Source organism: Micromonospora yasonensis, assembly GCF_026013475.1.
GTDB lineage: Bacteria > Actinomycetota > Actinomycetes > Mycobacteriales > Micromonosporaceae > Micromonospora > Micromonospora yasonensis.
The window spans coordinates 1-26455 of the sequence record NZ_JAPDPH010000089.1 but is presented as its reverse complement, the minus strand read 5'-3'; the positions used below and the strand labels follow the sequence as shown (position 1 = coordinate 26455).

The 26455-nt window shown below is 72.6% G+C and carries 26 protein-coding genes and 3 pseudogenes; 23 read left to right on the top strand and 6 right to left on the bottom strand.

The window, feature by feature from the left end:
- Window positions 1-36 precede the first annotated feature (36 nt).
- Window positions 37-1245 carry a DUF349 domain-containing protein gene (locus ONA70_RS19170; RefSeq protein WP_265007819.1) on the bottom strand — a complete coding sequence of 403 codons (1209 nt, stop codon included), beginning with the start codon at window positions 1243-1245 and terminating at the stop codon, window positions 37-39.
- 203 nt (window positions 1246-1448) lie between these two features.
- On the opposite strand from ONA70_RS19170, the gene ONA70_RS19165 reads away from it, so the two are divergent.
- Genes ONA70_RS19165 through dapF form a run of 3 tightly spaced genes read left to right on the top strand, consistent with a single transcriptional unit; the run spans window position 1449 to window position 3929 of the window.
- Window positions 1449-2168, top strand: coding sequence for a class III extradiol ring-cleavage dioxygenase family protein (locus ONA70_RS19165; protein WP_265007818.1), 720 nt, complete (start codon window positions 1449-1451; stop codon window positions 2166-2168).
- Window positions 2165-3076, top strand: coding sequence for a tRNA (adenosine(37)-N6)-dimethylallyltransferase MiaA (gene miaA / locus ONA70_RS19160; RefSeq protein ID WP_265007817.1), 912 nt, complete (start codon window positions 2165-2167; stop codon window positions 3074-3076). Before ONA70_RS19165 ends, miaA begins: the two co-directional genes overlap by 4 nt.
- Window positions 3077-3083: 7 nt before the next feature.
- Window positions 3084-3929: a diaminopimelate epimerase gene (gene dapF / locus ONA70_RS19155; protein ID WP_265007816.1), complete on the top strand. Its 846-nt coding sequence runs from the start codon at window positions 3084-3086 to the stop codon at window positions 3927-3929.
- A gap of 126 nt (window positions 3930-4055) precedes the next feature.
- On the opposite strand, the gene ONA70_RS19150 is transcribed toward dapF, so the two are convergent.
- Window positions 4056-5567 carry an NAD-dependent malic enzyme gene (locus tag ONA70_RS19150; protein ID WP_265007822.1) on the bottom strand — a complete coding sequence of 504 codons (1512 nt, stop codon included), beginning with the start codon at window positions 5565-5567 and terminating at the stop codon, window positions 4056-4058.
- A gap of 156 nt (window positions 5568-5723) precedes the next feature.
- Here ONA70_RS19150 and hflX point away from each other — a divergent pair, with 156 nt between their 5' ends.
- Window positions 5724-7187 (top strand): GTPase HflX, encoded by a 1464-nt coding sequence (gene hflX, locus ONA70_RS19145; RefSeq protein ID WP_454557359.1) that lies wholly within the window; start codon window positions 5724-5726, stop codon window positions 7185-7187.
- A 50-nt stretch (window positions 7188-7237) separates the two neighbouring features.
- Entirely contained in the window at window positions 7238-8869 is a 1632-nt protein-coding gene (locus tag ONA70_RS19140; protein ID WP_265007815.1) for a hypothetical protein, read from the top strand.
- A gap of 48 nt (window positions 8870-8917) precedes the next feature.
- Here ONA70_RS19140 and lexA read toward each other — a convergent pair whose 3' ends face one another.
- Window positions 8918-9700 carry a transcriptional repressor LexA gene (gene lexA, locus ONA70_RS19135; protein ID WP_265007814.1) on the bottom strand — a complete coding sequence of 261 codons (783 nt, stop codon included), beginning with the start codon at window positions 9698-9700 and terminating at the stop codon, window positions 8918-8920.
- Between the two features lie 546 nt (window positions 9701-10246).
- Between lexA and nrdR the strand changes: the two genes are divergently transcribed.
- The 12 genes and pseudogenes from nrdR to ONA70_RS19085 all read left to right on the top strand — a co-directional run bounded on the left by nrdR (window position 10247) and on the right by ONA70_RS19085 (window position 18534).
- Window positions 10247-10747, top strand: a complete 501-nt coding sequence (nrdR, locus tag ONA70_RS19130) for a transcriptional regulator NrdR (protein ID WP_265007813.1) — start codon at window positions 10247-10249, stop codon at window positions 10745-10747.
- Window positions 10748-10778: 31 nt separating this feature from the next.
- Window positions 10779-11264, top strand: a pseudogene (locus tag ONA70_RS36710) (vitamin B12-dependent ribonucleotide reductase); the annotation flags it as partial.
- 9 nt (window positions 11265-11273) lie between these two features.
- Window positions 11274-12146: pseudogene (locus tag ONA70_RS36705) on the top strand (LAGLIDADG family homing endonuclease); the annotation flags it as partial.
- Window positions 12147-12323: 177 nt separating this feature from the next.
- A pseudogene (locus ONA70_RS36700) lies at window positions 12324-14744 on the top strand (vitamin B12-dependent ribonucleotide reductase); the annotation flags it as partial.
- 191 nt (window positions 14745-14935) lie between these two features.
- Window positions 14936-15244, top strand: a complete 309-nt coding sequence (locus ONA70_RS19120; RefSeq protein WP_265007811.1) for a hypothetical protein — start codon at window positions 14936-14938, stop codon at window positions 15242-15244.
- Window positions 15241-15603, top strand: a complete 363-nt coding sequence (locus ONA70_RS19115) for a PIN domain-containing protein (protein ID WP_265007810.1) — start codon at window positions 15241-15243, stop codon at window positions 15601-15603. The genes ONA70_RS19120 and ONA70_RS19115 overlap by 4 nt, the downstream gene beginning before the upstream one ends.
- 496 nt (window positions 15604-16099) lie before the next feature.
- Window positions 16100-16288 carry a hypothetical protein gene (locus ONA70_RS19110; RefSeq protein ID WP_265007809.1) on the top strand — a complete coding sequence of 63 codons (189 nt, stop codon included), beginning with the start codon at window positions 16100-16102 and terminating at the stop codon, window positions 16286-16288.
- Window positions 16285-16461, top strand: coding sequence for a hypothetical protein (locus tag ONA70_RS19105; protein ID WP_265007808.1), 177 nt, complete (start codon window positions 16285-16287; stop codon window positions 16459-16461). Before ONA70_RS19110 ends, ONA70_RS19105 begins: the two co-directional genes overlap by 4 nt.
- Entirely contained in the window at window positions 16458-16676 is a 219-nt protein-coding gene (locus ONA70_RS19100) for a hypothetical protein (RefSeq protein ID WP_265007807.1), read from the top strand. The genes ONA70_RS19105 and ONA70_RS19100 overlap by 4 nt, the downstream gene beginning before the upstream one ends.
- Window positions 16673-16846, top strand: coding sequence for a hypothetical protein (locus ONA70_RS19095; RefSeq protein WP_265007806.1), 174 nt, complete (start codon window positions 16673-16675; stop codon window positions 16844-16846). Before ONA70_RS19100 ends, ONA70_RS19095 begins: the two co-directional genes overlap by 4 nt.
- 6 nt (window positions 16847-16852) lie before the next feature.
- Entirely contained in the window at window positions 16853-17602 is a 750-nt protein-coding gene (locus tag ONA70_RS19090; protein ID WP_265007805.1) for a nucleotidyltransferase domain-containing protein, read from the top strand.
- A complete protein-coding gene (locus tag ONA70_RS19085; protein WP_265007804.1) occupies window positions 17599-18534 on the top strand; it encodes a DUF2332 domain-containing protein in 936 nt (311 codons plus the stop codon). The genes ONA70_RS19090 and ONA70_RS19085 overlap by 4 nt, the downstream gene beginning before the upstream one ends.
- Window positions 18535-18576: 42 nt before the next feature.
- Here ONA70_RS19085 and ONA70_RS19080 read toward each other — a convergent pair whose 3' ends face one another.
- The gene (locus tag ONA70_RS19080; RefSeq protein ID WP_265007820.1) at window positions 18577-19758 is read right to left on the bottom strand and encodes an RNA polymerase sigma factor; all 1182 of its coding nucleotides are present in this window, start codon (window positions 19756-19758) and stop codon (window positions 18577-18579) included.
- A 65-nt stretch (window positions 19759-19823) separates the two neighbouring features.
- Window positions 19824-20165, bottom strand: a complete 342-nt coding sequence (locus ONA70_RS19075) for a YciI family protein (protein WP_123239005.1) — start codon at window positions 20163-20165, stop codon at window positions 19824-19826.
- Between the two features lie 263 nt (window positions 20166-20428).
- Between ONA70_RS19075 and ONA70_RS19070 the strand changes: the two genes are divergently transcribed.
- From ONA70_RS19070 to ONA70_RS19060, 3 genes are all read left to right on the top strand, one after another.
- Window positions 20429-21085, top strand: coding sequence for a class I SAM-dependent DNA methyltransferase (locus tag ONA70_RS19070; RefSeq protein WP_265007803.1), 657 nt, complete (start codon window positions 20429-20431; stop codon window positions 21083-21085).
- A complete protein-coding gene (locus tag ONA70_RS19065) occupies window positions 21082-22059 on the top strand; it encodes an asparaginase (RefSeq protein WP_265007802.1) in 978 nt (325 codons plus the stop codon). Before ONA70_RS19070 ends, ONA70_RS19065 begins: the two co-directional genes overlap by 4 nt.
- A gap of 188 nt (window positions 22060-22247) precedes the next feature.
- A complete protein-coding gene (locus ONA70_RS19060; RefSeq protein WP_265007801.1) occupies window positions 22248-22796 on the top strand; it encodes a hypothetical protein in 549 nt (182 codons plus the stop codon).
- 8 nt (window positions 22797-22804) lie between these two features.
- On the opposite strand, the gene ONA70_RS19055 is transcribed toward ONA70_RS19060, so the two are convergent.
- Window positions 22805-23491: a metal-dependent transcriptional regulator gene (locus tag ONA70_RS19055; RefSeq protein WP_265007800.1), complete on the bottom strand. Its 687-nt coding sequence runs from the start codon at window positions 23489-23491 to the stop codon at window positions 22805-22807.
- A gap of 98 nt (window positions 23492-23589) precedes the next feature.
- On the opposite strand from ONA70_RS19055, the gene ONA70_RS19050 reads away from it, so the two are divergent.
- The 3 genes from ONA70_RS19050 to ONA70_RS19040 all read left to right on the top strand — a co-directional run.
- Window positions 23590-24447 (top strand): sulfurtransferase, encoded by an 858-nt coding sequence (locus tag ONA70_RS19050; RefSeq protein WP_265007799.1) that lies wholly within the window; start codon window positions 23590-23592, stop codon window positions 24445-24447.
- A 48-nt stretch (window positions 24448-24495) separates the two neighbouring features.
- Complete coding sequence (locus tag ONA70_RS19045) at window positions 24496-25677, top strand: acetoin utilization protein AcuC (RefSeq protein ID WP_265007798.1); 1182 nt, start codon at window positions 24496-24498, stop codon at window positions 25675-25677.
- A gap of 25 nt (window positions 25678-25702) precedes the next feature.
- On the top strand, window positions 25703-26455 hold a 753-nt coding region (locus tag ONA70_RS19040), incomplete at its 3' end, for a GNAT family N-acetyltransferase (protein WP_265007797.1).

Here is a 26455-nt window from a genome sequence, read left to right as displayed (position 1 = left end):
CCATGGCGGGACCGGGGGCTGCCGGGGTGGGGCGGGTCAGCTGGCCTGCTCGGCCAGCTGGAGGAACTGCCGCTTCGAGGCGAGCGCCTGCTCGGCCTCCTTGATCCGGCGGGCGTCACCGGCGGCCCGGGCGCGGGTCAGCCGCTCCTCGGCCTCGGCGACCTGCGACCGCATCTGGGCGAGCAGCGGGCTGTCCTCCTTGGTGGTCCGCCGCCACGCCGAGTCCATGACCTCGCGGACCTTGTCGTCCACGACGCGCAGCCGGCGCTCCAGCCCGGCGGCCGCCTCGCGGGGCACCCGACCGGCCTCGTGCCACTGCGCCTGGATCTCCCGCAGCTTCGCCTGGGCACCCTTCGGGTCGCCGTCGACGTCGAGTGCCTCGGCCTCGGCGAGCAGGGCCTGCTTGCGCTCCAGGTTGGCCCGCTGCTCGTTGTCCCGGGCGGAGAAGACCTCGCTGCGCCGGGTGAAGAAGTGGTCCTGCGCGGCGCGGAACCGTTCCCAGAGCTTCTGCTCGGCCTCCTTGGACGCCCGCGGAGCGGCCTTCCACTGGGTCATCAGGTCCTTGAGCTGGTTGGCGGTGATCGCCCAGTCCGACGAGTCCTTCAGCTTCTCGGCCTCGGTGACCAGCTCCTCCTTGACCGTCTGCGCCTGCTTGCGCTGCTGGTCCAGCGAGGCGAAGTGGGCGCCCCGGCGGCGGGTGAACGCGTCACGGGCGGCGGCGAACCGCTTCCACAGCTCCCCGTCGGTCTTCTTGTCGACCCCGCGGATGGTCTTCCACTCGTCGAGGATCTCCTTGAGCCGGTCCCCGGCGGTCTTCCAGCCGGTCGACTCGGCGGCCAGCTTCTCGGCCTCCTCGACCAGGGCGGTCTTGCGGGCCAGCGCTTCGCCCCGGGCGGCGTCCCGGGCCGCCTTGGCCTCGCCGGCCTTCTCCTCGGCCACCCCGGCCAGCTTGTCCAGGCGCGCGGCCAGCGCGTCGATGTCGCCGACCACGTGCGCCTCGGCCAGCGAGGCGCGGATCCGCCGGATCGTGGTCAGCGAGTGGCCGGCGTCCGCCGCGCCCGAGTTGAGCCGGGCCTCGGTCAGGTCCACCTCCGTAACCAGGTCGGCGAAGCGCCGGGCGAAGTGGGCCAGCCCCTCCTCCGGGGCGCCCGCCTGCCAGGATCCGACCACCCGCTCGCCCTCGGCGGTCTTGACGTAGACGGTGCCGTCCGCGTCCACCCGTCCGAAGGCAGTCCAGTCGCTCATGTGCCCATCCTCGTTCTCCCGGCGTCGACGGGGCTGCCCCCTCGATCGCCGCCACGGCGCAGCAAAGTTACTCCCGGCATTGTCACAGGTCCGCCCCCGTCCGTGTCGAGCGCCTGTCGTCGACCGTGACCATACGGTGTCGTAGCGCCTCGATGACCGGATCGGCGCGGGGACGCACCGGGGGTTACGGATAGGTTGGACCCGTGCCACTGGTCGCCGCCGCCGTCTGCCCCCACCCGCCCCTGCTCGTCCCTGAGGTCGCCGGTGCCGCCGCCGGTGAGCTGGACCATCTCCGGGCCGCCTGCGACGCCGCCGTCGCCGGGCTGCTCGCCGCGGCTCCCGAGCTGATCCTGCTGCTCGGTGGCGGGCCGGAGACCCGGACTTTCCGGGCCGCCGACTCCGGATCGCTGCGCGGCTACGGCCTCGACAAGCCGGTGCGGTTGTGGAAGATCGCCTGCTCCGGGGCTGAGGTTCTGCCGCTGAGCCTGACCATCGGGGCCTGGCTGATCGGCCGCTCCGGCACCGAGCTGCCCCGGCTGGCCCGCGCGGTCGCCGCCGACGCCGCCCCGGCCGAGTGCGCCGACCTCGGCGCGGCGGTCGCCGCCGAGGCGGACCGGCGTACCGCGCTGCTGGTGCTCGGGGACGGGTCGGCCTGCCGGGGCACCAAGGCGCCCGGCTACGACGACCCGCGCGCCGAGGCGTACGACGAGGGGGTGGCCCGGGCCCTGGCCGACGCGGACGCCGAGGCCCTGCTCGGCCTGGACCCCGGGCTGTCCGCCGAGCTGAAGGCGGCCGGGCGCGCGCCGTGGCAGGTGCTGGCCGGCGCGGTACGCGCGGCGGGCGGCGACTGGCGCGGCCGGCTCAGCCATCACGAGGCCCCCTACGGCGTCGCCTACTTCGTGGCGAACTGGGCGCGCGCATGACCGGCACCGTGATCGCCGTGGTCGGGCCGACCGCGGCCGGGAAGTCGGCGCTGAGCATCGCTCTCGCGCACGCCCTCGACGGCGAGGTGGTCAACGCCGACTCGATGCAGCTCTACCGGGGCATGGACGTCGGCACGGCGAAGCTGACCCCGGCCGAGCGGGAGGGCGTGCCGCACCATCTGCTCGACATCTGGGAGGTCACCGAGCCGGCCAGCGTCGCGGAATACCAGAAGCTGGCCCGGGCGGCGGTCGACGACATCCTGGCCCGGGGGAAGGTGCCGCTGCTGGTCGGCGGCTCCGGGCTGTACGTGCGGGCGGTGCTGGAGCAGTTCGAGTTCCCCGGCACCGACCCGGCGGTGCGGGAGCGGCTGGAGGCGGAGCTGGCGGCGGGCGGCCCGGCCCCGCTGTACGCCCGGCTGGCCGAGGCCGACCCGGTGGCGGCGGCCGGCATCCTGCCGACCAACGGGCGGCGGATCGTCCGGGCCCTGGAGGTGATCGAGCTGACCGGGGCGCCGTTCACCGCGTCCCTGCCCGAGCCGACGCCGTTCTACCCGTCGGTGCAGCTCGGCGTGGACCTGGACACCGCGCTGCTGGACGAGCGGATCGCGCAGCGGGTGGACCGGATGTGGGCCGACGGCCTGGTCGCCGAGACGCGGACCCTGGTCGGCCTTGGCCTGCTCGAGGGGCGTACGGCGAGCCGGGCGCTCGGCTACCAGCAGGTGCTGCGCTTCCTGGCCGGGGAGATGTCGGAGGCCGAGGCGCACGACGAGACGATCCGGGCCACCCGCCGGTTCGTCCGCCGGCAGCGCACCTGGTTCCGCCGCGACCCCCGGGTCCACTGGCTGGACTCGGCCTCGCCGGATCTTCTCCCGACTGCGCTGCGGATGGTCGCCGAGCATCGGGAATGATGGGGGCGTGGAGTTCACCAAGGGCCACGGCACCGGCAACGACTTCGTCATCCTGCCCGACCCGGACGGCGCGCTCGACCTGACGCCCGAGCTGGTCGCCGCGCTCTGCGACCGGCGGCGCGGGATCGGCGGGGACGGCGTGCTGCGCGTGGTACGCGCCGCCAAGCACCCGGAGGGCGCCGCCCTGGCCGGCGAGGCCGAGTGGTTCATGGACTACTGGAACTCCGACGGCTCGCTCGCCGAGATGTGCGGCAACGGCGCCCGGGTCTTCGTCCGCTACCTGCTGCAGACGGGGCTGGCCGCCCCGGCGGCCGCGGCGCTGCCGGTGGCCACCCGGGCCGGCGTCGTGCGCGCGCGAATCGAAGGCACGGACGTCGCGGTCGAGATGCAGCGTCCCCGGGTGTACGGCACGGCCACCGCGACCCTGGGTGGGCTGACTCTGACCGGCGCGGCGGTGGACGTCGGCAACCCGCACCTGGTCTGCGCCGTGCCCGCCGGGCTGGAGTTGCCGGGTCTCGACCTCACCCGGGCGCCCGACGTCGACCCGTCCGCCTTCCCGTCCGGGGTGAACGTCGAGTTCACCGCCCCGGGCGAGCCGGTGGCGGGCACCGACGGGCACGTGCTGATGCGGGTCTACGAGCGTGGCTCCGCCGAGACGCTCTCCTGCGGCACCGGCGCCTGCGCGGTCGCCGCGGTGGCGCTGCGCGACGCCGGCCTGGACACCGGCACCATGACCGTGGACGTCCCCGGCGGCCGCCTCACCGTGACCGTGACCGACGACTCCTGCTGGCTCTCCGGCCCCGCCGTCCTGGTCGCCACCGGCGAGATCACCCTCCCCGCCCTCCTGCCCTGACCCGGCACCCCGGCCCTTCACCCAGGCTGAGTTGATCAAGGGGTTTGCGTCAGGAACCGGGCCGTTCCCCGACGCAAACCCCTTGATCGCTGGACCTTGCCGGTGCGGGGGAGCGGAGGGTGCCGGTCAGGGGGTGGCGCTGGCGTTGGCGGCGATCTCGGGGAGGTCGGCCGGGCCCGGGTCGGCGGCCGGGGGCGGGGTGACGGCCGGGTTCTGCGCGGCGGCGCGGACCGCCGCCGCGACCGCCGGGGCCACCCGGGAGTCGAAGACGCTCGGCACGATCACCGTCGGGTTGATCTTGTCCTCGCCGACCACGTCCGCGATGGCCCGGGCCGCCGCGATCGCCATCTCCTCGGTGAACTCCTCGGCGTGCGCGTCGAGCATGCCGCGGAAGACGCCCGGGAAGGCGAGCACGTTGTTGATCTGGTTCGGCTGGTCGGAGCGGCCGGTGGCCACCACCGCGGCGTACTTGCGCGCCTCCCGCGGGTCGACCTCCGGGTCGGGGTTGGCCAGCGCGAAGACGATCGCGTCCTTGGCCATGGTGGCGATGTCCTCGCCGGTGAGCAGGTTCGGCGCGCTCACCCCGATGAACACGTCCGCGCCCCGCACCGCGCCGGGCAGGTCGCCGGAGTAGTTCTCCTTGTTGGTGTTCTCGGCCAGCCACTGCCAGGCCGGGTTCAGGTCGGTCAGCCCACGGTGCAGGGCGCCCTGCCGGTCGTACGCGATGATGTCGCCCACGCCCTGACGGAGCAGCAGCTTCATGATCGCGGTGCCGGCCGCGCCGGCGCCGGACACGACCACCCGGACGTCCGCCAGCTGCTTGCCCACCACGCGCAGCGCGTTGGTCAGCGCGGCCAGCACGCAGATCGCGGTGCCGTGCTGGTCGTCGTGGAACACCGGGATGTCCAGCGCCTCGCGCAGCCGGGCCTCGATCTCGAAGCAGCGCGGCGCGGCGATGTCCTCCAGGTTGATCCCGCCGTACGCGGGCGCGATCGCCTTGACGATCGAGACGATCTCGTCGGTGTCCTGGGTGTCCAGCACCACCGGCCAGGCGTCCACCCCGCCGAAGCGCTTGAACAGCGCCGCCTTGCCCTCCATCACCGGCAGCGAGGCGGCCGGCCCGAGGTTGCCCAGGCCGAGCACCGCCGAGCCGTCGCTGACCACGGCGACCGTGTTCCGCTTGATGGTGAGCCGGCGCGCGTCGGCCGGGTTCTCGGCGATCGCCTGGCAGACCCGGGCCACCCCCGGGGTGTACGCCCGGGACAGCTCGTCCCGGGTGCGCAGCGCGACCTTCGAGCTGACCTCGATCTTGCCGCCGAGGTGTAGCAGGAACGTCCGGTCGGAGACCTTGCGGACGTCCACCCCGTCGAGCTTCGTCAGCGCGTCGACCACCTGGTCGGCGTGGTTCGCGTCGGCGGTGTCGCAGGTGAGGTCGACGATCACGTGGGCCGGGTCGGAGTCGACCACGTCCAGCGCGGTGACGATGGCGCCGGCCTCGCCCGCCGCGGTGGTCAACCGACCGATGGAGGAGGCGTCCGCGGGTACCGCGATCCGGATGGTGATCGAGAATCCGGCACTCGGCAGTCGGGTGTTGGGCACGAAAACTCCTCCGTCAGCACTGAGCGGCTCGATCCGCATTTCTACTCGCCCGCCCAGCTCGGCTGCCATCCGGCCCCGCTACCAGTTAGTAGCGCCACGGGCATATAGCAGGTGCGTCGGGTGTTGGCACATGTCAGGATGCTCATACGAACGGGAAATACCCCGGCATTAGACATAACGGACAGGAGGCGCGGTTTGCGCGAGCAGGAGACCTACCTCACCCACGAGGACGACGAGCTCGAAGCCACCACCGGCGAGTTCGAGCTGTCGGAGCGGCAGGCGCTGCGGCGGGTCCCCGGCCTCTCCACCGAGCTCACGGACATCACCGAGGTCGAGTACCGTCAGCTCCGGCTGGAGCGGGTCGTCCTGGTGGGAGTCTGGACCGAGGGGACCCAGGACGACGCCGAGAACAGCCTCACCGAGCTGGCGGCGCTGGCCGAGACGGCCGGCTCGCAGGTGCTCGAGGGGCTGATCCAGCGGCGCAACCGGCCCGACCCCGCCACGTACATCGGGCGGGGCAAGGTCGACGACCTCGGTGCGGTGGTGCTCTCCACCGGGGCCGACACGGTCATCTGCGACGGTGAGCTCTCCCCGTCGCAGCTGCGCAACCTCGAGCAGCGGACCAAGGTCAAGGTGGTCGACCGGACCGCCCTGATCCTCGACATCTTCGCCCAGCACGCCAAGAGCCGCGAAGGTAAGGCGCAGGTCGAGCTGGCCCAGCTGGAATACCTGCTGCCGCGGCTGCGCGGTTGGGGTGAGACCCTCTCCCGGCAGACCGGTGGTAGCGGCCGTGGCGGCGGCGCCGGCGGCGGCGTGGGTCTGCGCGGCCCGGGTGAGACCAAGCTCGAGACCGACCGGCGCCGGATCCGACACCGGATCGCGAAGCTGCGTCGCGAGATCAAGAGCATGACCACGGTACGGCACACCAAGCGTGCCCGCCGTTCCCGCAACGCGGTGCCCGCGGTGGCGATCGCCGGCTACACCAACGCCGGCAAGTCCAGCCTGCTCAACCGCCTGACCGGGGCGGGCGTGCTGGTGGAGAACGCGCTGTTCGCCACCCTGGACCCGACCACCCGCAAGGCCACCACCTCCGACGGGCGGCTCTACACCCTCTCCGACACGGTCGGGTTCGTCCGGCACCTGCCGCACCAGATCGTCGAGGCGTTCCGCTCGACGCTGGAGGAGATCGCCGACGCCGACCTGGTGGTGCACGTGGTCGACGGCACCCACCCGGACCCGGAGGAGCAGGTCCGGGCGGTCCGCGAGGTGCTCGCCGAGGTGGGCGCCGACCGGCTGCCGGAGCTGCTGGTGGTCAACAAGACCGACGCGACCGACGAGGAGACGCTGCTGCGGCTCAAGCGGCTCTGGCCCGAGGCGGTCCTCGTCTCCGCGCACAGCGGGCGCGGGCTGGACGGGCTGCGCGAGGCGATCGAGCAGCGGCTGCCCCGGCCGGCGGTCGAGGTCCGCGCGGTGCTCCCGTACGACCGGGGTGACCTGGTGGCCCGGGTGCACCGGCAGGGCGAGGTGCTGAGCACCGCCCACCTGCCCGAGGGCACCCTGCTGCACGTACGCGTCGGCCAGGCGCTCGCCGCCGAGCTGGCGCCGTACCGGGCGGGCGACCGGCTCACCACGGACGAGCGGGTCGGCGTCGGCGGCTGAGCCGTCCGGCGTCACCCGCCCGAAACCCGTGCCGTGCGACACTTGGCGCCATGCGGCACGCTGTCTCCTCGGTCACGATCGCGCTGGGCCTGATCGGCGCGGTCGTGGCACCTGCCGGGCTCGCCGCGGCGGCTCCCGCCGCGGCAGCCCCCGTGCAGGCTGCGGCTCCCAAGAAGAAGTGCACCGTCGAAGACAAGCGGCTGCGTGAGCTGTCTGGACTGGTGGCCACCAGCACCGGTTACGTCGTGATCGACGACGGCAGCGACGACCCCAGCCACAAGAAGGTCTTCTACCTCGACACCAAGTGCGACCTCGCGAAGGAGCCCGTCTCCTACTCCGGGGCCGGGCCGTACGACACCGAGGACCTGGCCCTCGCGCCGGACAAGCAGACGCTGTGGATCGGCGACATCGGGGACAACGCGACCAGCAAGACCCGCCGGGAGCGGATCGCCGTCTGGACCATGCCGCTGAGTGGGAAGAAGAAGCCGGTGCTGCACCGGCTGTCGTACCCGGAGCAGAAGCCGCACGACGCCGAGGCGCTGCTCGTCGGGGACGACAACCTGCCGCTGATCATCACCAAGGACCCGTCGGGCAAGGCGGAGATCTTCAAGCCGACGGCCGCGCTGAAGTCGGGTGACACCCCGCCGGTGCCGATGGAGAAGGTCGGCGAGGTCACCGTCCCCAAGACGAACACCGACAACAAGCTGGGCGCGCCCGGCCGGATGACCATCACCGGCGCGGCCCGCTCGCCCGACGGCAGCAAGGTGGTCCTGCGCACCTACGCCGACGCCTTCGAGTACGACGTCGCCAACGGCGACATCGTCGGGGCGCTGAAGGGCACGCCGCGGGTGACCCCGCTCGCCGACGTGTTCGGTGAGGCGATCTCGTACACCCCGGACGGCAAGAGCTTCGTCACGGTCTCCGACGTCGGCCTGCTAGACGACACCGAGCCGGTCGAGATCCTCAGCTACGTCCCGTCGACCACCGGCGTGGAGGCGCTGCCGAACGCAGGCAAGGCCGCGTCGAAGCCGACCGCGCAGCAGTCCTGGCTCGAGGGGCTCTCCCTCAACGAGATCACGTACCTGATCGCGGCGGTCGGCGTGATCGGCGCCCTGATGGTCGGGGCCGGCATCTTCGGGATCATGCGGGCCCGGCGCAGGCCGGCGCCGGCGGAGCCGGACGACCGGCCCGGGTTCCCGGCGAGCGCCGGCTTCCCGCCGCCCGGGAACCGGGCGGACGCCGGACCGCCGCCGGGCGGCGCACGCGGCGGGGTGTACGGCGGCAGCGGCGGGGGCTACGGCGGCGGGCCCGGCCGACCGGGAGCCGGCGGGGTGTACGGCGGCGGACGCCCGCAGGACGGCGCCGGACGTGGCGGCGGGCATCCCCAGGACGGTGGCGGTCGCGGCGGCGTCTACGGCGGTGGCCAGCAGGGCGGCGGCCGGCCGCAGGGCAGCGGCGGCTACGGCGGGCGTCCCCAGGGCGGGGGCGGCTACGGCGGTGGCACGCGGCAGGGCGGTGGCAGCTACAGCGGTGGCCGCAGCGAGCCGCCGCGCCGGGAGCCGGGCCACGGTGACCCGCGCGGCCGGCGCGGTGGCGGTTACGACGGCCGCGCTGGCTACGACGACCGGGGCCAGCACGGGCCGGTGTCGGGCGGCCGGGAGTACCGGGGCGACCGCTACTGATCGGACCTACGGGTGACCGTCCCGCCGGGGCGGCCACCCGTACTCGCGTCAGATCCGGCGCAGCACGGCGACCACGCGACCCATGATGGTGGCGTCGTCGCCCGGGATCGGGTCGAAGGCCGGGTTCTGCGGCATCAGCCAGACGTGCCCGTCGCGGCGGCGGTAGGTCTTCACCGTCGCCTCGCCGTCGAGCATGGCGGCGACGATGTCGCCGACCTCGGCGTTGGGCTGCTGCCGGACCACCACCCAGTCGCCGTCGCAGATCGCCGCGTCGAGCATCGAGTCGCCCTTGACCTGCAGCATGAAGACCTCGCCCTCACCCACCAGCTCGCGGGGGAGGGGGAAGATGTCCTCGACCGCCTGCTCGGCGAGGATCGGGCCACCGGCGGCGATCCGGCCGAGCATCGGCACGTACGCGGGGGCGGGCCGCTGGGCGCGGGCCGCCTCGTCGTCAACGTCACCGGGGGCGCGGACGTCCACCGCCCGCGGCCGGTTCGGGTCGCGCCGCAGGAAGCCCTTCTTCTCCAGCTCCTTGAGCTGGTAGGCGACGCTCGACGGGGAGACCAGGCCGACCGCCTCGCCGATCTCGCGCACGCTCGGCGGGTAGCCGTGCCGCTCCACCCAGGTGCGGATGAACTCCAGGATCCGGCGCTGCCGGGCGGTCAGGTCGACCGTGGCGGGGTCGGGGAAGCTGCTGACCACCGGCGCGACCGGGCGCACGGCGGGCTGGGTCGCCCGGGTGCGCGCGGTGCGGGGTCGACGGGTCGCCGGCGCACCCGCCCCGTCGATCGGCTGCGGGTTCTTCTGCCGGCTGGCCCGGTCCTCGGTCACGTCCGTCCCTCCCTGGTCGGCGCTGGGTGCCTCGTCGGCTCGTGGTGCGTGCTCGGGTGGTGCTGCGACCGGTCCGACGCGACACGCCGCATCCGGTCGTTGTTGACCGTATAGGTGAGATCGGCCATTTTCAAACATCTGTACGACGTGTTGTCGGCGTGTCGCGTCAAAATCCTGGATTTCCGAACGCCTGTTCTGGTAAATGGTACGTCGCTCTCGAACGGATGTTCTATGAGAGTGGCGCGTGACTCCCGGGGTCGCCGTCCGTTGGGCCCCTCGGTGACGCGTGAAACAGGTGGGACGGGTGAGTGATTCTGATGACGCGCCGGACACGCCGGCCAACTTGACCTCGCTAGGGCGACGGCATACGGTCAACCCCTAGATGTAGTAGTCACACGGGCGTAAGTCGCCTACAGGTTGGGTTCAACTACCGAACGCACTCCCGTACCGTCTACCCGGCGTCAGCCATCGAACGATGGCTTCGTCGCGGTGACGCGTGCCTGGGAGCCGGTCGGTGTGCCCGCGGTCGATGAAGGAGGTCAGGCGATGCGGTGTCCGTACTGCCGGCATGCCGACTCTCGAGTGGTCGACTCGCGGGAGGCCGACGACGGCCAGCTCATCCGGCGGCGGCGGTCCTGCCCGGAGTGCGGCAAGCGGTTCACCACCGTCGAGGAAGCGGTGCTCGCGGTGGTCAAGCGCAGCGGGGTGACCGAGCCGTTCAGCCGTACGAAGATCATCGGCGGGGTGCGCAAGGCGTGCCAGGGCCGGCCGGTCGACGACGACTCCATCGCGCTGCTGGCGCAGAAGGTCGAGGAGACCGTGCGGGCCAAGGGGGCCGCCGAGATCCCCAGCCACGAGGTCGGGCTGGCCATCCTCGGGCCGCTGCGCGACCTGGACGAGGTGGCCTACCTGCGGTTCGCCAGCGTCTACCGGTCCTTCGACTCGCTCGTCGACTTCGAGCGCGAGATCGAGACGCTACGGGCCGCCGCGCGCGCCCGGGAGGGCGCCGGTGCCGAGGCGGCCGAGGCCGCCGGCGCGACCAGTTGAGTTTCGGATTTCTGACAGTTGACGAGGCGCGGTGGGTGACCGCGCCGACGAGGGGGGCGAGGGCGTGACGACCAGCAAGTCACGGAACAAGGCCGGGGCGGGGCTGAAGATCGAGCGCGTCTGGACGACCGAGGGGGTGCATCCCTACGACGAGGTGACCTGGGAGCGCCGCGACGTCGTGATGACGAACTGGCGGGACGGTTCGATCAACTTCGAGCAGCGCGGGGTGGAGTTCCCCGAGTCCTGGTCCGTCAACGCGGCCAACATCGTGACCACGAAGTACTTCCGGGGCGCGGTGGGGACCCCGGAGCGGGAGTGGTCGCTCAAGCAGCTCATCGACCGGGTGGTCGACACCTACCGCACCGCCGGTGAGGAGTACGGCTACTTCGCCACCCCGGCCGACGCCGAGGTGTTCGCGCACGAGCTGACCTGGATGCTGCTGCACCAGGTGTTCAGCTTCAACTCGCCGGTCTGGTTCAACGTGGGCACGCCGTCGCCGCAGCAGGTCAGCGCGTGCCTACCGTACGACTCGCTGGTCAGCACTCCAGGCGGCCTAGTCCCGATCGGCAAGCTGGTCGAAGACAACGCGGTCGGGGCCAAGGTGTACGACGGGCAAGGCCTGACGAGGATTGTCGCCGTAAAGGCCAACGGGGTGCGCGAGGTCCTCCGGCTGCACACCAAGGCGGGCTACCTGCTCGACGTCACGCCGGACCACGTGGTGTGGAAGAGCACGGGCAACGGCACGGGCCAGTGGGTGGAGGCCGGCACCCTGACGCCCGGTGACCAGCTCGAATGGCACCGCACGTACGCCTACGGCGAGAGCGAGATCGACCTGCGGGAGATCCGCGAGGCCGCGCTCGCCGGTTGGTTGCAATCGGATGGGTTCGTGGGCCAGTACGACGAGGGCACCAACCGTTCGTTGACGATCGAGGCGATGACGGTCAACGACGACGAACTGGACTGGGTGACCGTCGCCCTCGATGAGGTGTTCCCCGGCGCGCACCGGAAGGAGCGCCCGGTGGTGACTCAGAGCGATCAGCTGGACTGCCGGCGTACCCGTCTCTACGGCGAGCGCCTGCGCCCGTTCGTGGAGAAGTGGGACCTGCTGACCCGGGGCACCGAGATGCAGGTGCCGGAGCGGCTCTTCACCGCGCCGTTGCCGGTCGTCGCGGCGTACCTGCGCAGCATCTTCCAGGCCGAGGGCTATGTCGCGGCGCGCGAGCGCTCGACGCTCGTCGCGGTGGACATGATCTCGGAGCAGCTGATCCGTGGCGTGCAGAGCCTGTTGCTGCGGTTCGGGATCTTCTCCCGTGTGTCGTACAAGGCGGACCCGCGCCCAGACCGCAAGGGCTGCTGGTCGGTCCGGATCCAGAACGACGGTGACCGGGATCTCTTCGCCACCCACATCGGGTTCATCGGCGCCGAGAAGATGGCCAAGCTCGAGGAGAGCTTCGCCAAGGCCGGCCGGCCAGCCGCCGAGGTCAAGCGGCTGGAGATCGACCGCATCGAACCGCTCGGGGCGATGGAGGTCTACGACATCCAGACGGAGAGCGGCGAGTTCCTGGCTGGCAACCTGAGGGTGCACAACTGCTTCATCCTCTCCGTCGACGACTCGATGGACTCGATCCTGGACTGGTACAAGGAGGAGGGGCTGATCTTCAAGGGCGGCTCCGGCTCCGGTGTCAACCTGTCCCGGATCCGCTCCTCCCGGGAGCTGCTCTCCTCCGGCGGCAACGCCTCCGGCCCGGTCAGCTTCATGCGCGGCGCGGACGCCTCCGCCGGCACCATCAAGTCCGGCGGCGCCACCCGGCGCGCGGCCAAAATGGTCATCCTTGACGTCGACCACCCGGACATCCAGGAGTTCGTGGTCACCAAGGCGCGCGAGGAGGACAAGATCCGCGCGCTGCGGGACGCCGGCTTCGACATGGACCTGGGCGGCGCCGACATCGTCAGCGTGCAGTACCAGAACGCCAACAACTCGGTCCGGGTCTCCGACGAGTTCATGACCGCGGTGGAGAACGGCGGCGGCTTCGACCTGCGCGGCCGGCTCGACGGGCAGACCATCGAGACGATCGACGCCAAGAAGCTGTTCCGCAGCATCTCCCAGGCGGCCTGGGAGTGCGCCGACCCCGGCCTGCAGTACGACGACACCATCAACGACTGGCACACCTGCCCGGAGACCGGGCGGATCACCGCGTCGAACCCGTGCTCGGAGTACCTGCACCTGGACAACTCCTCGTGCAACCTGGCGTCGCTGAACCTGATGAAGTTCATGCGCGCCGACGGCAGCTTCGAGGTGGAGAAGTTCGTCAAGTCGGTCGAGTTCGTCATCACCGCGATGGACATCTCGATCTGCTTCGCCGACTTCCCGACCGAGAAGATCGGCGAGACCAGCCGTGCCTACCGGCAGCTCGGCATCGGCTACGCCAACCTCGGCGCGCTGCTGATGGCCTCCGGCCTGCCGTACGACTCGGAGCAGGGCCGGGAGGTCGCCGCGGCGATCACCTCGCTGATGACGGGCACCGCCTACCGCCGCTCCGCCGAGCTGGCCGGCGTCGTCGGCCCGTACGACGGCTACGCCCGCAACGCGGAGCCGCACAAGCGGGTCATGCGCAAGCACGCCGCCGCGAACGACGCCATCAAACCGACCGGCACCGTGGCCACCGCCATCCAGCGCGAGGCCACCAAGCAGTGGACGCTCGGCAACAAGATCGGCGACAAGAACGGCTGGCGTAACTCGCAGGCCAGCGTCCTCGCGCCGACCGGCACCATCGGCTTCATGATGGACTGCGACACGACCGGCGTGGAGCCGGACCTGGCGCTGGTCAAGTTCAAGAAGCTGGTCGGCGGCGGCTCGATGCAGATCGTCAACCAGACCGTGCCGCGTGCCCTGCGCAGCCTCGGCTACCCGGAGGAGCAGGTCGAGGCGATCGTCGAGCACATCGCCGACCACGGCCACGTGGTGGACGCCCCGGGCCTCAAGCCGGAGCACTACCCGGTCTTCGACTGCGCGATGGGTGAGCGGTCCATCGCCCCGATGGGCCACGTGCGGATGATGGCGGCGATCCAGCCGTTCGTCTCCGGCGCCATCTCCAAGACGGTCAACATGCCCGAGCAGGCCACCGTCGAGGACGTCGAGAAGATCTACTTCGAGGGCTGGAAGCTCGGCCTCAAGGCGCTGGCGATTTACCGGGACAACTGCAAGGTGGGCCAGCCGCTCTCGGTGGCCAAGTCGAACAAGGCCGCCGCCGAGACCCCGGCCGCCGAGGTCGAGAAGGTCGTGGAGAAGGTCGTCGAGTACCGGCCGGTGCGCAAGCGGCTGCCGAAGAAGCGCCCGTCGGAGACGATCTCCTTCTCTGTCGGCGGCGCCGAGGGCTACCTCACCGCCTCGTCATACCCGGACGACGGCCTCGGTGAGGTCTTCCTCAAGATGTCGAAGCAGGGCTCGACCCTGGCCGGCGTGATGGACGCCTTCTCGGTGGCCATCTCCATCGGTCTCCAGTACGGCGTCCCGCTGGAGACGTACGTCAGCAAGTTCACCAACATGCGCTTCGAGCCGGCCGGCATGACCGACGACCCGGACGTGCGGATGGCGGCATCGGTGATGGACTACATCTTCCGTCGCCTGGCGCTGGACTTCCTGCCGTACGAGCGCCGCGCGGAGCTGGGCATCTTCACCGCCAAGGAGCGGGCCGCCCAGCTCCAGGCCGAGGCGGAGGCGGAGGCGAGCGGTGCGGACCTCACCGCGATGGCCGCCTCCGCCCCGGTCGAGGTGCCCGAGGCCAAGATCGGCCCGGTCGCCCAGCCGGCGCAGGAGGTCGCCGAGGTCGTCGCCGCCAAGCCGGCGCCGTCGGTCGGCTCCAGCACCGAGCTGCTGGAGGCCGTGATCGGCAAGGCCGCGGACGCGCCGCTCTGCTTCACCTGCGGTACGAAGATGCGGCCGGCCGGTAGCTGCTACGTCTGCGAGGGCTGCGGCTCCACCAGCGGCTGCAGCTGACGCTCGAGGAACTGGCCCGCTGCCCCGACCTCGAATCGAGGTCGGGGCAGCGGCGCACGGTGGACGTGGACGGCGGCTACCCGTACGGAGCGGCGGCCGGCGGTAGCATGCGGGTCATGGCCTCAGCTCACGACCCGCAGCACGGTGACCCGGTGCCCAGCGTGCCCCCGCGTGTCCCCTTCGATGGTGGTGTGAACCTGGTCGTGTCCGAGATTGCCGACTTCCTCACCGGCGTCCGCGACGATCGCGGTAACAGTGACAACCTGCGCTGGTGGGCGCAGCAACAGCTTGATGACCTGCACGACATTCGCGATGCCGCCCGGCGGGCAGCCGCTGATGATCCCGACCGCCCGACCCGGCTTGCCCAGGCGCTGCGCTTCGCCACCGCGCCCCGCGTCACCAAGGACGTCGCCAGCCAGGTCGATCATGCGATCGCCCGTGCCGAAGCCGATGCCGATCGGATCTACGGTGACGGCGACAGCGGCCGGGCAGCTGCATGACCCGCCCGCGGATCCTGGACACCTCGGCCCTGCTCGCGCTCCACAAGGGTCACCCGCAACTGTTCCACCTGCTCACCCGCGTCGAACTCGGCGAGGTGACCCTCGTCATCCCGGCGACGGTGCTTGCCGAGGCCAACACCACCATGCAGTACACGGAGAGCGAGTGGGAGGCCATCCTGCTGCTCGCCGGCATCACGGTCACTCCGCTGTCGCAACATATCGCTGTCGAGGTCGGCACGTGGCTCGGCGACCTGGCAACCCGCCACGTCGTGCATGAGGCCCGCGCGGTGCGAGGCGTCATCGTCACCTGCGACCCAGGCGCCTACAAGGGTTATCAAGTGCCGCTGCTCGTGATGTGACGGCTGGTCCTTGCCGAGGCCGAGTAGGTCAGAACTGGTCCTCGACACACCGCGCCGCCGTTCCATAGGCACAGAGAGGGGAGTCGGGCTTCGGCTGGCTCACCTCTTCGCTGTACGGGCGACCGGCCGCCGCCCCCACCGACGCCTTCCGGGAAGCTGCGGTGGCTGATGTCGCAAACGATTCACCACGGGGGCGGCCCCGGTCACTGCTGAATCGTCTACGACATCAGGTCGACAGCGTCCGACCAAGGCACGCGTGGGTCATTCATCGGCGCGAGATCCGTCCCTGTCAGCGTGCGTCGCAGCTTTCCGCTGACTACTGGCTCAAGCTGGAGACGAAGGCCGACCGGGCTCGATCATCGAAGCGAAGAGTCGCCGGTTTGCTGTCAGCGTTCCTCGTCGCCGTCCGTCGGGCGGGGCGGGCGGTTGTGCCGTGCCCACTCATCCACCTCTTGACAACCCATGCGGGTTCGGAATGGGATCGCGGGGAGGCCGCATGCGTCGGCGCGTGTCGTACGACGACTACCTGCTTGCGGTCGCCCTGACGCTGGCTCGCCGGCACCGTCCGGTGTGGTCGTGGCAGCGCTGGCGGCGGACCTGCCGCTGCGGCGCGGAGTTGCCCTGCCGCGCCCAGCACCGCATCCCGATGCGATGCGGCCACTGGCCGGGGGAGGAGCAGGCGTGACCGAGCAACAGGTCCAGCAGATCCTGTCCGTGCACCTGCCCGTCGACGGCCTCTGCGCCGGCTGCCGGTGGTGGTGGGCGCGGCTGGCTCCGTACCCGTGTTATCAGGTGGAATGGGCCTCCCGCTGGCATGCTCGCGCCGCCACCCGGCGTTTTCTGGACGGCCTGGCGTGACGACGCACGGTCCGGTCCTGCCACTGTGGAGTTGCGGCGGCTGCGGCGGCCCGTGGCCCTGCACGACGCGACGCGGGGAGTTACGGGCGGAGTTCGAGGGCGGGCCGGTCTCGCTGGCCCTCTACATGGGGTCCTACCTGGTGTGGGCGGCCGAGGACCTGACCTGGGTGCCGGCCGGGCTGCTGCACCAGCGGTTCCTGGGGTGGATCCGGTGAGCATCATCCGGCGCGGCGACGAGCGGTTCCACTACAGCGACGGCTCGCACAAGTGGATCCCGCCGGACCCGGACTACGACCAGGAAGCCTGGGACGAGATGGTCCGGCAGCACCAGCGCCAGCACCTGGAGGAGATTTCCCGTCGACGCAAGCCCCGGAAGGGCTCATAGACTGTCATGGTGACCGCACCGGCCGTCGTCGAGGAGTTCGGCAGGGAGGTCGCGGCGCTCGGCTGGGTCAGCGACCTGCTGGTCGCGGGGTCGTTGGCGACCGGTGACTACCTCCCGGGCATCAGTGATCTCGACCTGGTCGCGCTGGCCGACGGTCCGGTCGACGCCGCCCGGCAGGCCACGCTCGCCGCCCTGCATCGTCGCCTCGACGGGGGCACCGGCACCGGCCTCAACCTGGGCTGCGTCTACGTCGACGCCGCGACGATTCCCGACGTCCAGGTGCGGCATCCGACCTGGACCCACGGACAACTCGTCCAGCGCATCCTCTCCGGGATCACCCGGGCAGAGCTGGTGCGGCACGGGTACGCGGTCTTCGGCCGGCCGCCGGGCGACGTCCTGCCGGCGATGGACGACGGCGACATCCGGGCGGCGGCCCGCGCCGAACTCACCGGCTACTGGGCCTGGGCCGCCCGGCGTCCGTGGCTGTGGCGGGACCCGGCTCTCGCCGACCTCGGGCTCACCTCGATGGCCCGTGGCCGGCACGCCCTGCGTACGGGACAACTGCTCACCAAGACAGCGGCCATCAGGCAGGCTGATGCCCCGGCCTGGCTGATCGACCAGGTGAGCGCCCGGCGCCGAGGGGAGCGTGTCGCTTCACCCCGCTTACGGGCAGCCCTGGTCGCGTGGCGGGACGCCCGCCGGACCGTCGCCCAGGCGCGACGGCCCGCTCCACGAGTCAGAACGGCTGAACGATGACTACCGCCGAGCGCTACGCCGGGTTCGCCACCCGCGAGACACGGGGCGTGTCACCCGCGTACGAGCGGCTGGCCCTGGCGGTCTCCCGCGACGACGAGCTGCTCGCCCTGATCGACGCGCTGCCGCCGGCCAAGCGGCAGCCGAACCTGCTCTTCGCGGTGGTCCGGCTGCTCGGCGGCCCGGTCGAGGGCCCGAGCGCCTTCCACGACTACACGGTGGCGAACTGGCTGGCGATCGAGGCGGAGATCCGCACCCGGGCGACCCAGACGAACGAGGCCGGGCGGTGCGCCGTACTGCTCCCGGTGCTCGCCGCGTTGCCGCAGCCGCTCGCGTTGCTGGAGGTGGGCGCCTCCGCCGGCCTCTGCCTCTACCCCGACCGGTACGCGTACCGCTACGGGGACCGGCTGCTCGGTGATGGTGCCCCGGTCCTCGACTGTGCGATCACCGGTGCTGCGCCACCGGCCAGGCTGCCCGAGGTGGTGTGGCGGGCCGGGCTGGACCTGAACCCGCTCGACGTGACCGACCCGGCCGACGTCGCGTGGCTGGACGCCCTCATCTGGCCGGAGCACACGCACCGCCGGGAACGGCTGCGGGCGGCGGTGAAGGTCGCCGCCGCCGATCCTCCGCTGCTCGTTCGCGGCGATCTGGTGGACGATCTGCCGGCGCTGGCCGCGCTGGCACCGCCCGGCGCGACCCTGGTGGTGTTCCACACCTCGGTGCTGTATCAGGTGCCCGCACCCCGACGGGACGCGTTCGTCGAGCTGGTCCGGACGCTGCCCGGGCACTGGATAGCGAACGAGGACCCGGATGTGCTGTCCCACGCCGCGTTGCCGGAGCAGCCGGGCGGGGCGTTCCACAACGTGCTCGCCCTGGATGGGAGGCCGCTGGCCTGGACCCGGGGGCACGGCCAGGCCATCACCTGGTTCGCGTGACCCCTGTTCCGCGGCCCCGGGCGATCGGGCACACCACCATGATCAACGCGTGGTCTCCGTGAGGCGGGCGGTGAGGAAGGCGCGTTCGGCGTCGTTGTCGACGAGGTCTAGCGCCGTCCGGTACGCCTCCGCCGCCGCCTCGGGCCGGTCGAGGCGGCGGAGCAGGTCGGCGCGGATCGCCGGGAGGTAGTGGTAGCCGGCCAAGCGGGGGTCGGCCGCCAGGGCGTCGACCTCGGCCAGGGCGGCCGTCGGGCCGTCCACCATCGACACCGCCACCGCCCGGTTCAGCGCGACCACCGGGGACGGCCAGCGTTTGAGCAGTTCGTCGTAGAGGCGGACGATCTGCGGCCAGTCGGTGGCGGCATAGCTGGGTGCGACGGCGTGCAGCGAGGCGATGGCGGCCTGGAGCGCGTACCGGCCGACCCGGCCGGTCCGGAACGCGCCCAGCACCAGCGCGTTGCCCTCGACGATGGCCGTCCGGTCCCAGGCCGAGCGGTCCTGCTGCTCCAGCGTGAGCAGCCGGCCCTCGGCGTCGGCGCGGGTGGCCCGGCGGGCGTCGGTGAGCAGCAGCAGCGCGAGCAGCCCGCGTACCTCCGGCTCGTCGGGCATCAGCGCCAGCAGCATCCGGGTCAGGTGTACGGCCCGGTCCACCAGGTCGACGCGGACCAGGTCGGCGCCGGTCGGCGCGGTGTGCCCGGTGGTGAAGAGCAGGTGGATCACGGTCAGCACCGCGTCCAGCCGCTCCGGCAGTTCGGCGGCCTCCGGCACCCGGTAGGGGATCCGCGCCGCGGCGATCTTCTTCTTGGCCCGGGTGACCCGGGCCGCCATCGTGGTTTCGGAGACCAGGAAGGCGCGGGCGATGTCGCCGGTAGCCACCCCGCAGACCAGGCGCAGGGTCAGCGCCACCTGCGCCTCGCGAGCCAGCGCCGGGTGGCAGCAGGTGAACACCAGGCGCAGTCGGTCGTCGGGCACCGCGTCCTCCCCGGGCTCGTCCGGCTCGGCCGCTTCCACCGGCTCCACCAGCAGCGGCATCTTCGACCGGAACACCTTCTCGCGACGCAGCACGTCGAGGGCCTTGCGCTTCGCGGTGGCGGTCAGCCACGCGCCGGGCTTGTCCGGTACGCCGTCGCGCGCCCAGGCCGCCAGCGCGGCCAGGTACGCGTCCTGCACGCACTCCTCGGCCACGTCCAGGTCACCGGCGACGCGCGCCGTCGCGGCGAGCACGAAGGCCCACTCGCGACGGTGCGCGTCCGCCACGGCCCGTTCGGCCGCGGCCGTACCGGCGTCGCTCACTCGGCCGGGGGCGTGAAGAGCGGCCGGACCTCGACGCCGCCGTCGATGGTGGCCGGGTTCAGCTTGGCGATCTTCAGCGCGACGTCCAGGTCGGGCGCCTCCAGGATGAAGAACCCGGCGACGACCTCCTTCGCCTCGATGAACGGGCCGTCGGTGACCAGGTCGCCACGGATCGCCGTGGCGGTGGTGCTGGGCTGGAGCGCGAACCCCGTGACGATCTTCCCGCCCAGCTCCTCGACCTGGGCCGGGTACCGGTCGAGCAGCGCCAGGTAGTCGGGCGTGATCTCCATCGGGTCGGCCGGCGCGGGCGAGTAGATCAGGACTGCGTACTGGGCCATCAGGCTCTCCTCTGTTCGGTGTGTTCCACCTTCTTGCCATCCCGACGAGCGGTGTCGGCCGGATTCGACAACCGGCCCGGAAAATTCTTCCGGGTGTCCCGGCGCGGGCGCCGCCGGCACACCGGACGGGCGCGAGGAAGACCCGGTACGCCTTGCCGCTGGTGTCGATCTGCCATCCTGCCGGCACGGCCTGGCTACCGAAACTGCCGCGGGAGCGGGTGGCGGGGCGCGGCAGGCCCGGCCGGCGACTAGGGTCGACGTTCATGATCGAACCGGGCTGGCTGACCGAGACCCGCGCCGCGTACGACACCGTAGCGGTGGACTACGCCCGACTGCTGCCCGAGGTGGTGGAGGGCCCGCTCGACCGGGGCATGCTGACCGCCTTCGCCGAGCTGGTCGGGCCCGGCCGGCCGGTGCTGGAGGTGGGCTGCGGGACCGGCCGGGTCACCGCCCACCTGCACGGGCTCGGACTGGACATCGTCGGCGTCGACCTGTCGCCCGGGATGATCGAGGTGGCCCGCGGCGCGTACCCGGAGCTGCGCTTCGAGGTCGGGTCGATGACCGACCTGGCGGCCCCCGACGCCGGGCTCGCCGGGCTGGTCGCCTGGTACTCGATCATCCACCTGCCGCCCGAGCTGCTGCCCGGGGTGTTCGCCGAGTTCCACCGGGTGCTCGCCCCCGGCGGTCATCTGCTGCTCGCGGTCAAGGCCGGTGACCGGCGGATCCGCCTGCAGGAGGCGTACGGCCACCGGGTCGCGTACGACGTGCACTGGCTGCCCCCGGAGCGGCTGGCCGAGCAGCTCACCGCGGCCGGGCTGGCCGTGCACGCCACGCTGGTCCGCGAGCCGGAGGGCGTCGACCGGGGACCGCAGGCGTTCCTGCTGGCCACCCGGCCGGCCGGCACAGTGGAGGCGGCGTGAGCGTCGCCCTGTTCACCCTCGGCGGCACCATCGCCATGGCCGGGACGGGTGTCGGGGGAGTGGTCAGCCGGCTCACCGGCGCCGACCTCACCGCAGCCGTACCCGGGCTCGCCGCGATCCCGCTCGACGTCCGGGATGTCGAGGCGGTGCCCAGCGCCGCCCTGACGTACCCGCAGATCCTGGACCTGGTCGACGCGGCGGGCGCGGCGGTGGCCGACGGGGCGACCGGCGTGGTGGTCACCCAGGGCACCGACACCCTGGAGGAGACCGCCTACCTGGCCGACCTGGTCTGGCCGCACCCGGCGCCGCTGGTGCTCACCGGCGCGATGCGCAACCCCACCCTGGCCGGGCCGGACGGCCCGGCGAACCTGCTCGCCGCCGCCCGGGTCGCCGCCGCGCCGGCCGCGCGCGACCTCGGCGTCCTGGTCGCGTTCAACGACGAGATCCACGCAGCCCGGTTCGTCCGCAAGACCCACAGCACCAGTACGGCCACCTTCGCCTCGCCCAACGCCGGGCCGCTCGGCCACGTGATCGAGGGGGAGGTACGCCTGCTCACCCGGCCGCCCCGGCACGCCCCGCTGCCACCGCCGGACGCGGACCGGCTCACCGCCACCCGGGTCGCCCTGCACACTGTCACCCTCGACGACGACCCCGCGGTGCTCGACCTGCTCGCCCGCGACCGGGACGGCCTCGTCGTGGCCGGCTTCGGGGTCGGGCACGTGCCACCGGCGTTCGCCCCGGTGCTGGAGGCCGTCGCCGCGCGGATGCCGGTGGTGCTCACCTCGCGGACCGGGGCCGGGTCGGTGCTGCGGCACACGTACGGGGCGGTCGGCTCGGAGACCGACCTGCGGCGGCGCGGCCTGATCTGGGGCGGGTTGCTCGACCCGTACAAGGCGAAGGTGCTGCTCCGGCTCCTGCTGGCTGCCGGCGCCGGACGAGCGGAAATCGTGGACGCCTTCGCCCGGCACGGCTGAGCCGACTCGGCCGACCCGAATTGCGGCAACCCGTGCTCTCCCGGGAGCGCGCGACCTGCCGCAATCCGGCCTCGAAAGCAGCGGCCGCGGTGCGAGGTCCGTCCCGGTCTTTCGCGGCGGCGGGGTTGCCCGTACGGTGTCCGACGGACATCCGGCGGGGACCCGCCGACGACTGCGGAGGTCTCCACGTGCACGCCCGGACCTGGCTCGCCGTTTCGGCCGTACTGCTGACCGCCGGTTGCGCCGCGGAGAAGCACCCGGTGGCGGTGCCGGCGGCGGAACCGGTGACGGTGCCGGTGGCGGCGGCCTCCTCGGGCGGGGCGTGCCGGCTGCTCGACTTCGCGGTGATCGCCAAGCACACCGGCGGGACGTTCGATGTGGCCGCCGCGGTGGACAAGGGCGACACGCACACCTGCGTGGTCCGCGCCGAGCAGGCCCTGCTGCCGGAGTTGACCCTCACCGTCACCGACACGTCGATCGACACGTCCACCTTCACCATGGACGTGCTGCCCCGAGGGGCGAAGAAGATCACCAAGCTGGGGAAGATCGCCTACCGGCGGACGGTGCCGAAGAGCGGCAAGGCCGGACCGGCGGCCGAGGTGGGCTGGCTGGCCACCGAGGGCCGGCTGGTCACCCTGCACTGGGCCTGCCCGGCCGGCACCGCCACCGCCGAGGCGGACAAGCTGGCTCCGAAGCTGGTCGACCTGGCGAAGGCCCTGGACACCCGCAAGCTCTGACCGACGGGTCAGCGGGCCGCGACGAACACCCGGGACGCGACCTCGCGGGGCAGCCGGATCCGGTCGCCGGAGCGGTCGATCGACACGCCGTCGCGCTCCTGGGCCACGGTCACCGTGGCGCCCGGGTCGACGCCGGCCGCGTGCAGCTGCCGCAGCACGTCCGCGTCGGTCTGCACGCTCTCGCAGATCCGGCGGACCACGACCGGGCCGGAGAGGCCGGGGAAGGCCAGGTTGCGCTCACCGTCGGCCGTGTCGGCCTCGGTCGCGCCGGGCTCGCCCAGCTCCTCCAGGCCCGGGATCGGGTTGCCGTAGGGCGAGCGGGTCGGGCGGTTGAGCAGGTCGTAGACCCGCTTCTCGACCGCGTCGCTCATCACGTGCTCCCACCGGCAGGCCTCGTCGTGGGCCTCCTCGTAGGGCATCCCGATCACGTTCACCAGCAGCAGCTCGGCCAGCCGGTGCTTGCGCATGACCGAAACGGCGGTGTTGCGGCCCAACGAGGTGAGCGACAGGTGCCGGTCGCCCTCGACGGTGAGCAGGCCGTCCCGCTCCATGCGGGCGACGGTCTGGCTGACGGTGGGACCGCTCTGCTTGAGCCGCTCCGCGATCCGGGCGCGCAGCGGCGGCACCCCCTCTTCCTCCAGTTCGAGGATGGTGCGCAGGTACATCTCGGTCGTATCGACCAGGTCATGCTTCACGTCAGCGGCCTCCCGGTGGTCGATGCTACCCCGGACCCCCGACGATCGACCGACCGCGAACCGCGAGGTCGGTGCCCGGATGGTGTTGACTGGACCGCATGTCCGGAACCGATGACCTGCTGGTCGAGCCCGACCGGCTCGCCACCGAACTCGACCGCGCCGACCCGCCCACCCTGCTCGACGTCCGCTGGCGGCTGGTCGGGCCACCCGGCCGGGACGACTACACCGCCGGCCACCTGCCCGGCGCCGTCTTCGTCGACCTGGACACGGAACTCTGCGGCCGCCCCGGCGCCGCCGGCCGACACCCGCTGCCCGACCCGGCCGCGCTCCAGGCGGCGCTACGCGCCGCCGGGGTCCGGGCCGGTCACCCCGTCGTGGTGTACGACGGCGGGGACGGCATGTCCGCCGCCCGCGCCTGGTGGACCCTGCGCTGGGCCGGCCACCGGCCGGTCCGGGTGCTGCACGGCGGCTACCCCGCCTGGTTCGCCGCCGGCCTGCCCGTGTCCACCGAGATGCCCACGCCCACGCCGGGGGACGTCACCGTCGCCCCGGGCGCGCTGCCGGTGCTCGACGCCGCCGAGGCCGCCCGGCTGGCCGCCGCCGACGCCGGAGTACTGCTCGACGTGCGGGCCGCCCCCCGCTACCGGGGCGAGACCGAGCCGATCGACCCGGTCGCCGGACACGTGCCGGGCGCGGTCAACCTGCCCGCCCCGGAGTACGTCGCCGACGGCCGCTTCCCCGCCGCAGAGGCGCTGCGGGAGCGGTTCGCCGCCGCCGGCGTGGCCGAGGGCGCGCCGGTCGGGGCGTACTGCGGCTCCGGGGTGACCGCCGCGCAGGCGGTGCTGGCGCTGCACCTGGCCGGCCGGCCGGATGCCGCCCTGTACGTCGGCTCATGGAGCAACTGGGTCGCCGACCCGGACCGGCCGGTGGCCACCGGCCAGACACCCATGCCCTGAGCAGGGCGTGCGGTGGGCTCGGACCACCGCACGTGCGACGATGGCGCCATGGCCGACGACACGGTGGTGGTGTGGGACGAGGCCCTGCTCGCCTACGACATGGGTGACCATCCGCTGGACCCGGTGCGGGTCGCGCTGACCATGGCGCTCGCCCGCGAGTTGGGGGTGCTGGACCGGCCCGGGGTGCGGCTGGTCAAGCCCGAGCCGGCCGACGACGCGTTGCTGACCCGGGTGCACGACCCGCGCTACCTGGACGCGGTGCGGTCCGCGCCCCGGGATCCGCTCTTCGCCGGCTTCGGGCTGGGCACCTCGGACAACCCCGTCTTCGACGGCATGCACGAGTCCAGCGCGCTGGTCGCCGGGGCGAGCGTGGCCGCCGCCGAGGCGGTGTGGCGCGGGGAGGCCCGGCGGGCGGTCAACGTGGCCGGCGGGCTGCACCACGCCATGCCGGCCCGGGCCGCCGGGTTCTGCGTCTACAACGACCCGGCGGTGGCCATCGCCCGCCTGCTCGACCTCGGCGCGGAGCGGATCGCGTACGTGGACGTGGACGTGCACCACGGCGACGGTGTGCAGGAGATCTTCTACCGCGACCCGCGGGTGCTCACGGTCAGCCTGCACGAGACCCCGCTGGCGCTCTTCCCCGGCACCGGGTTCCCGGACGAGACCGGCGGGCCGGGTGCCGAGGGGAGCGCGGTCAACGTTCCGCTCCCGCCGGGCGTCGGCGACGCCGGCTGGCAGCGCGCCTTCCACGCGATCGTGCCGTCGGTGCTGCGGGCGTTCCGGCCCCAGATCCTGGTCAGCCAGTGCGGGGCGGACGGCCACAAGGCCGACCCCCTGGCCGACCTGCACCTGTCCGTGGACGGGCAGCGGGCGACCTACCTCGCGCTGCGGGCGCTCGCCGACGAGTTGTGTGACGGCCGCTGGGTGGCCACCGGCGGCGGCGGGTACGCGCTGGTCGAGGTGGTGCCCCGGGCCTGGACGCACCTGCTCGCCGTGGCCACCGGCGAGCCGTTGGACCCGGCCACGCTCACCCCGCCCGGCTGGCGGGAGTTGGCGGCGAAGCGGCGACCCGGCCACGAGATCCCGTTGCGGATGACCGACGACGTCGACCCGACGTACCAGCCATGGCAGCCCAACGGTGAGCCGGACGCGGTGGGGCGCGCCATCGCGGCCACCCGCCGGGCCGTCTTCCCGTTGCTCGGGCTCGATCCGCACGATCCGCGCGACTGATCCGTCGGTAGGGGAGGACCGACCGGTGACCACCGTCGAGCAACCGGTGGACGTGCTGCTCAGCGACGGCACGACCGTCCAGCTGCGACAGATCCGTCCCGACGACGCCGCGGCGATCGTGGCGATGCACTCGCGCTTCTCCGAGCGCACCCGCTACCTGCGCTACTTCTCGCCGTACCCGCGTATCCCGGACCGGGACCTGCAGCGCTTCGTCAACGTCGACCACCGCGACCGGGAGGCGTTCGTGGTGCTGGCCGGCGACCGGATCGTCGCCGTCGGCCGGTACGAGCGGCTGGGTCCCGCCTCGCCCGAGGCCGAGGTGGCCTTCGTGGTGGAGGACGCCTACCAGGGCCGGGGGATCGGCTCGGTGCTGCTGGAGCACCTGGCCGACGCGGGCCGCCGCGCCAGTATCGCGCACTTCGTCGCCGAGGTGCTCCCGGCCAACGGGGCGATGCTGCGGGTCTTTTCCGACTTCGGCTACGTGGTCGCCCGCCAGTACGCCGACGGCGTGGTGCACCTGAGCTTCCCGATCGCCCCCACCCAGGCCACCCTGGAGGTGCAGCGCGGCCGGGAGCACCGCACCGAGGCGCGCTCGATCGCCCGGCTGCTCGCCCCGCGCGGCATCGCCGTGTACGGGGCCAGCACCACCGGCCAGGGCGTCGGCGCGGCCCTGCTCGGGCACCTGCGCGACGGCGGGTTCACCGGCGTGATCGTCCCCGTGCACCCGACCGCGGCGACCGTGGCGGGGCTGCCCGCGTACCCGTCGGCGGCCGACGCG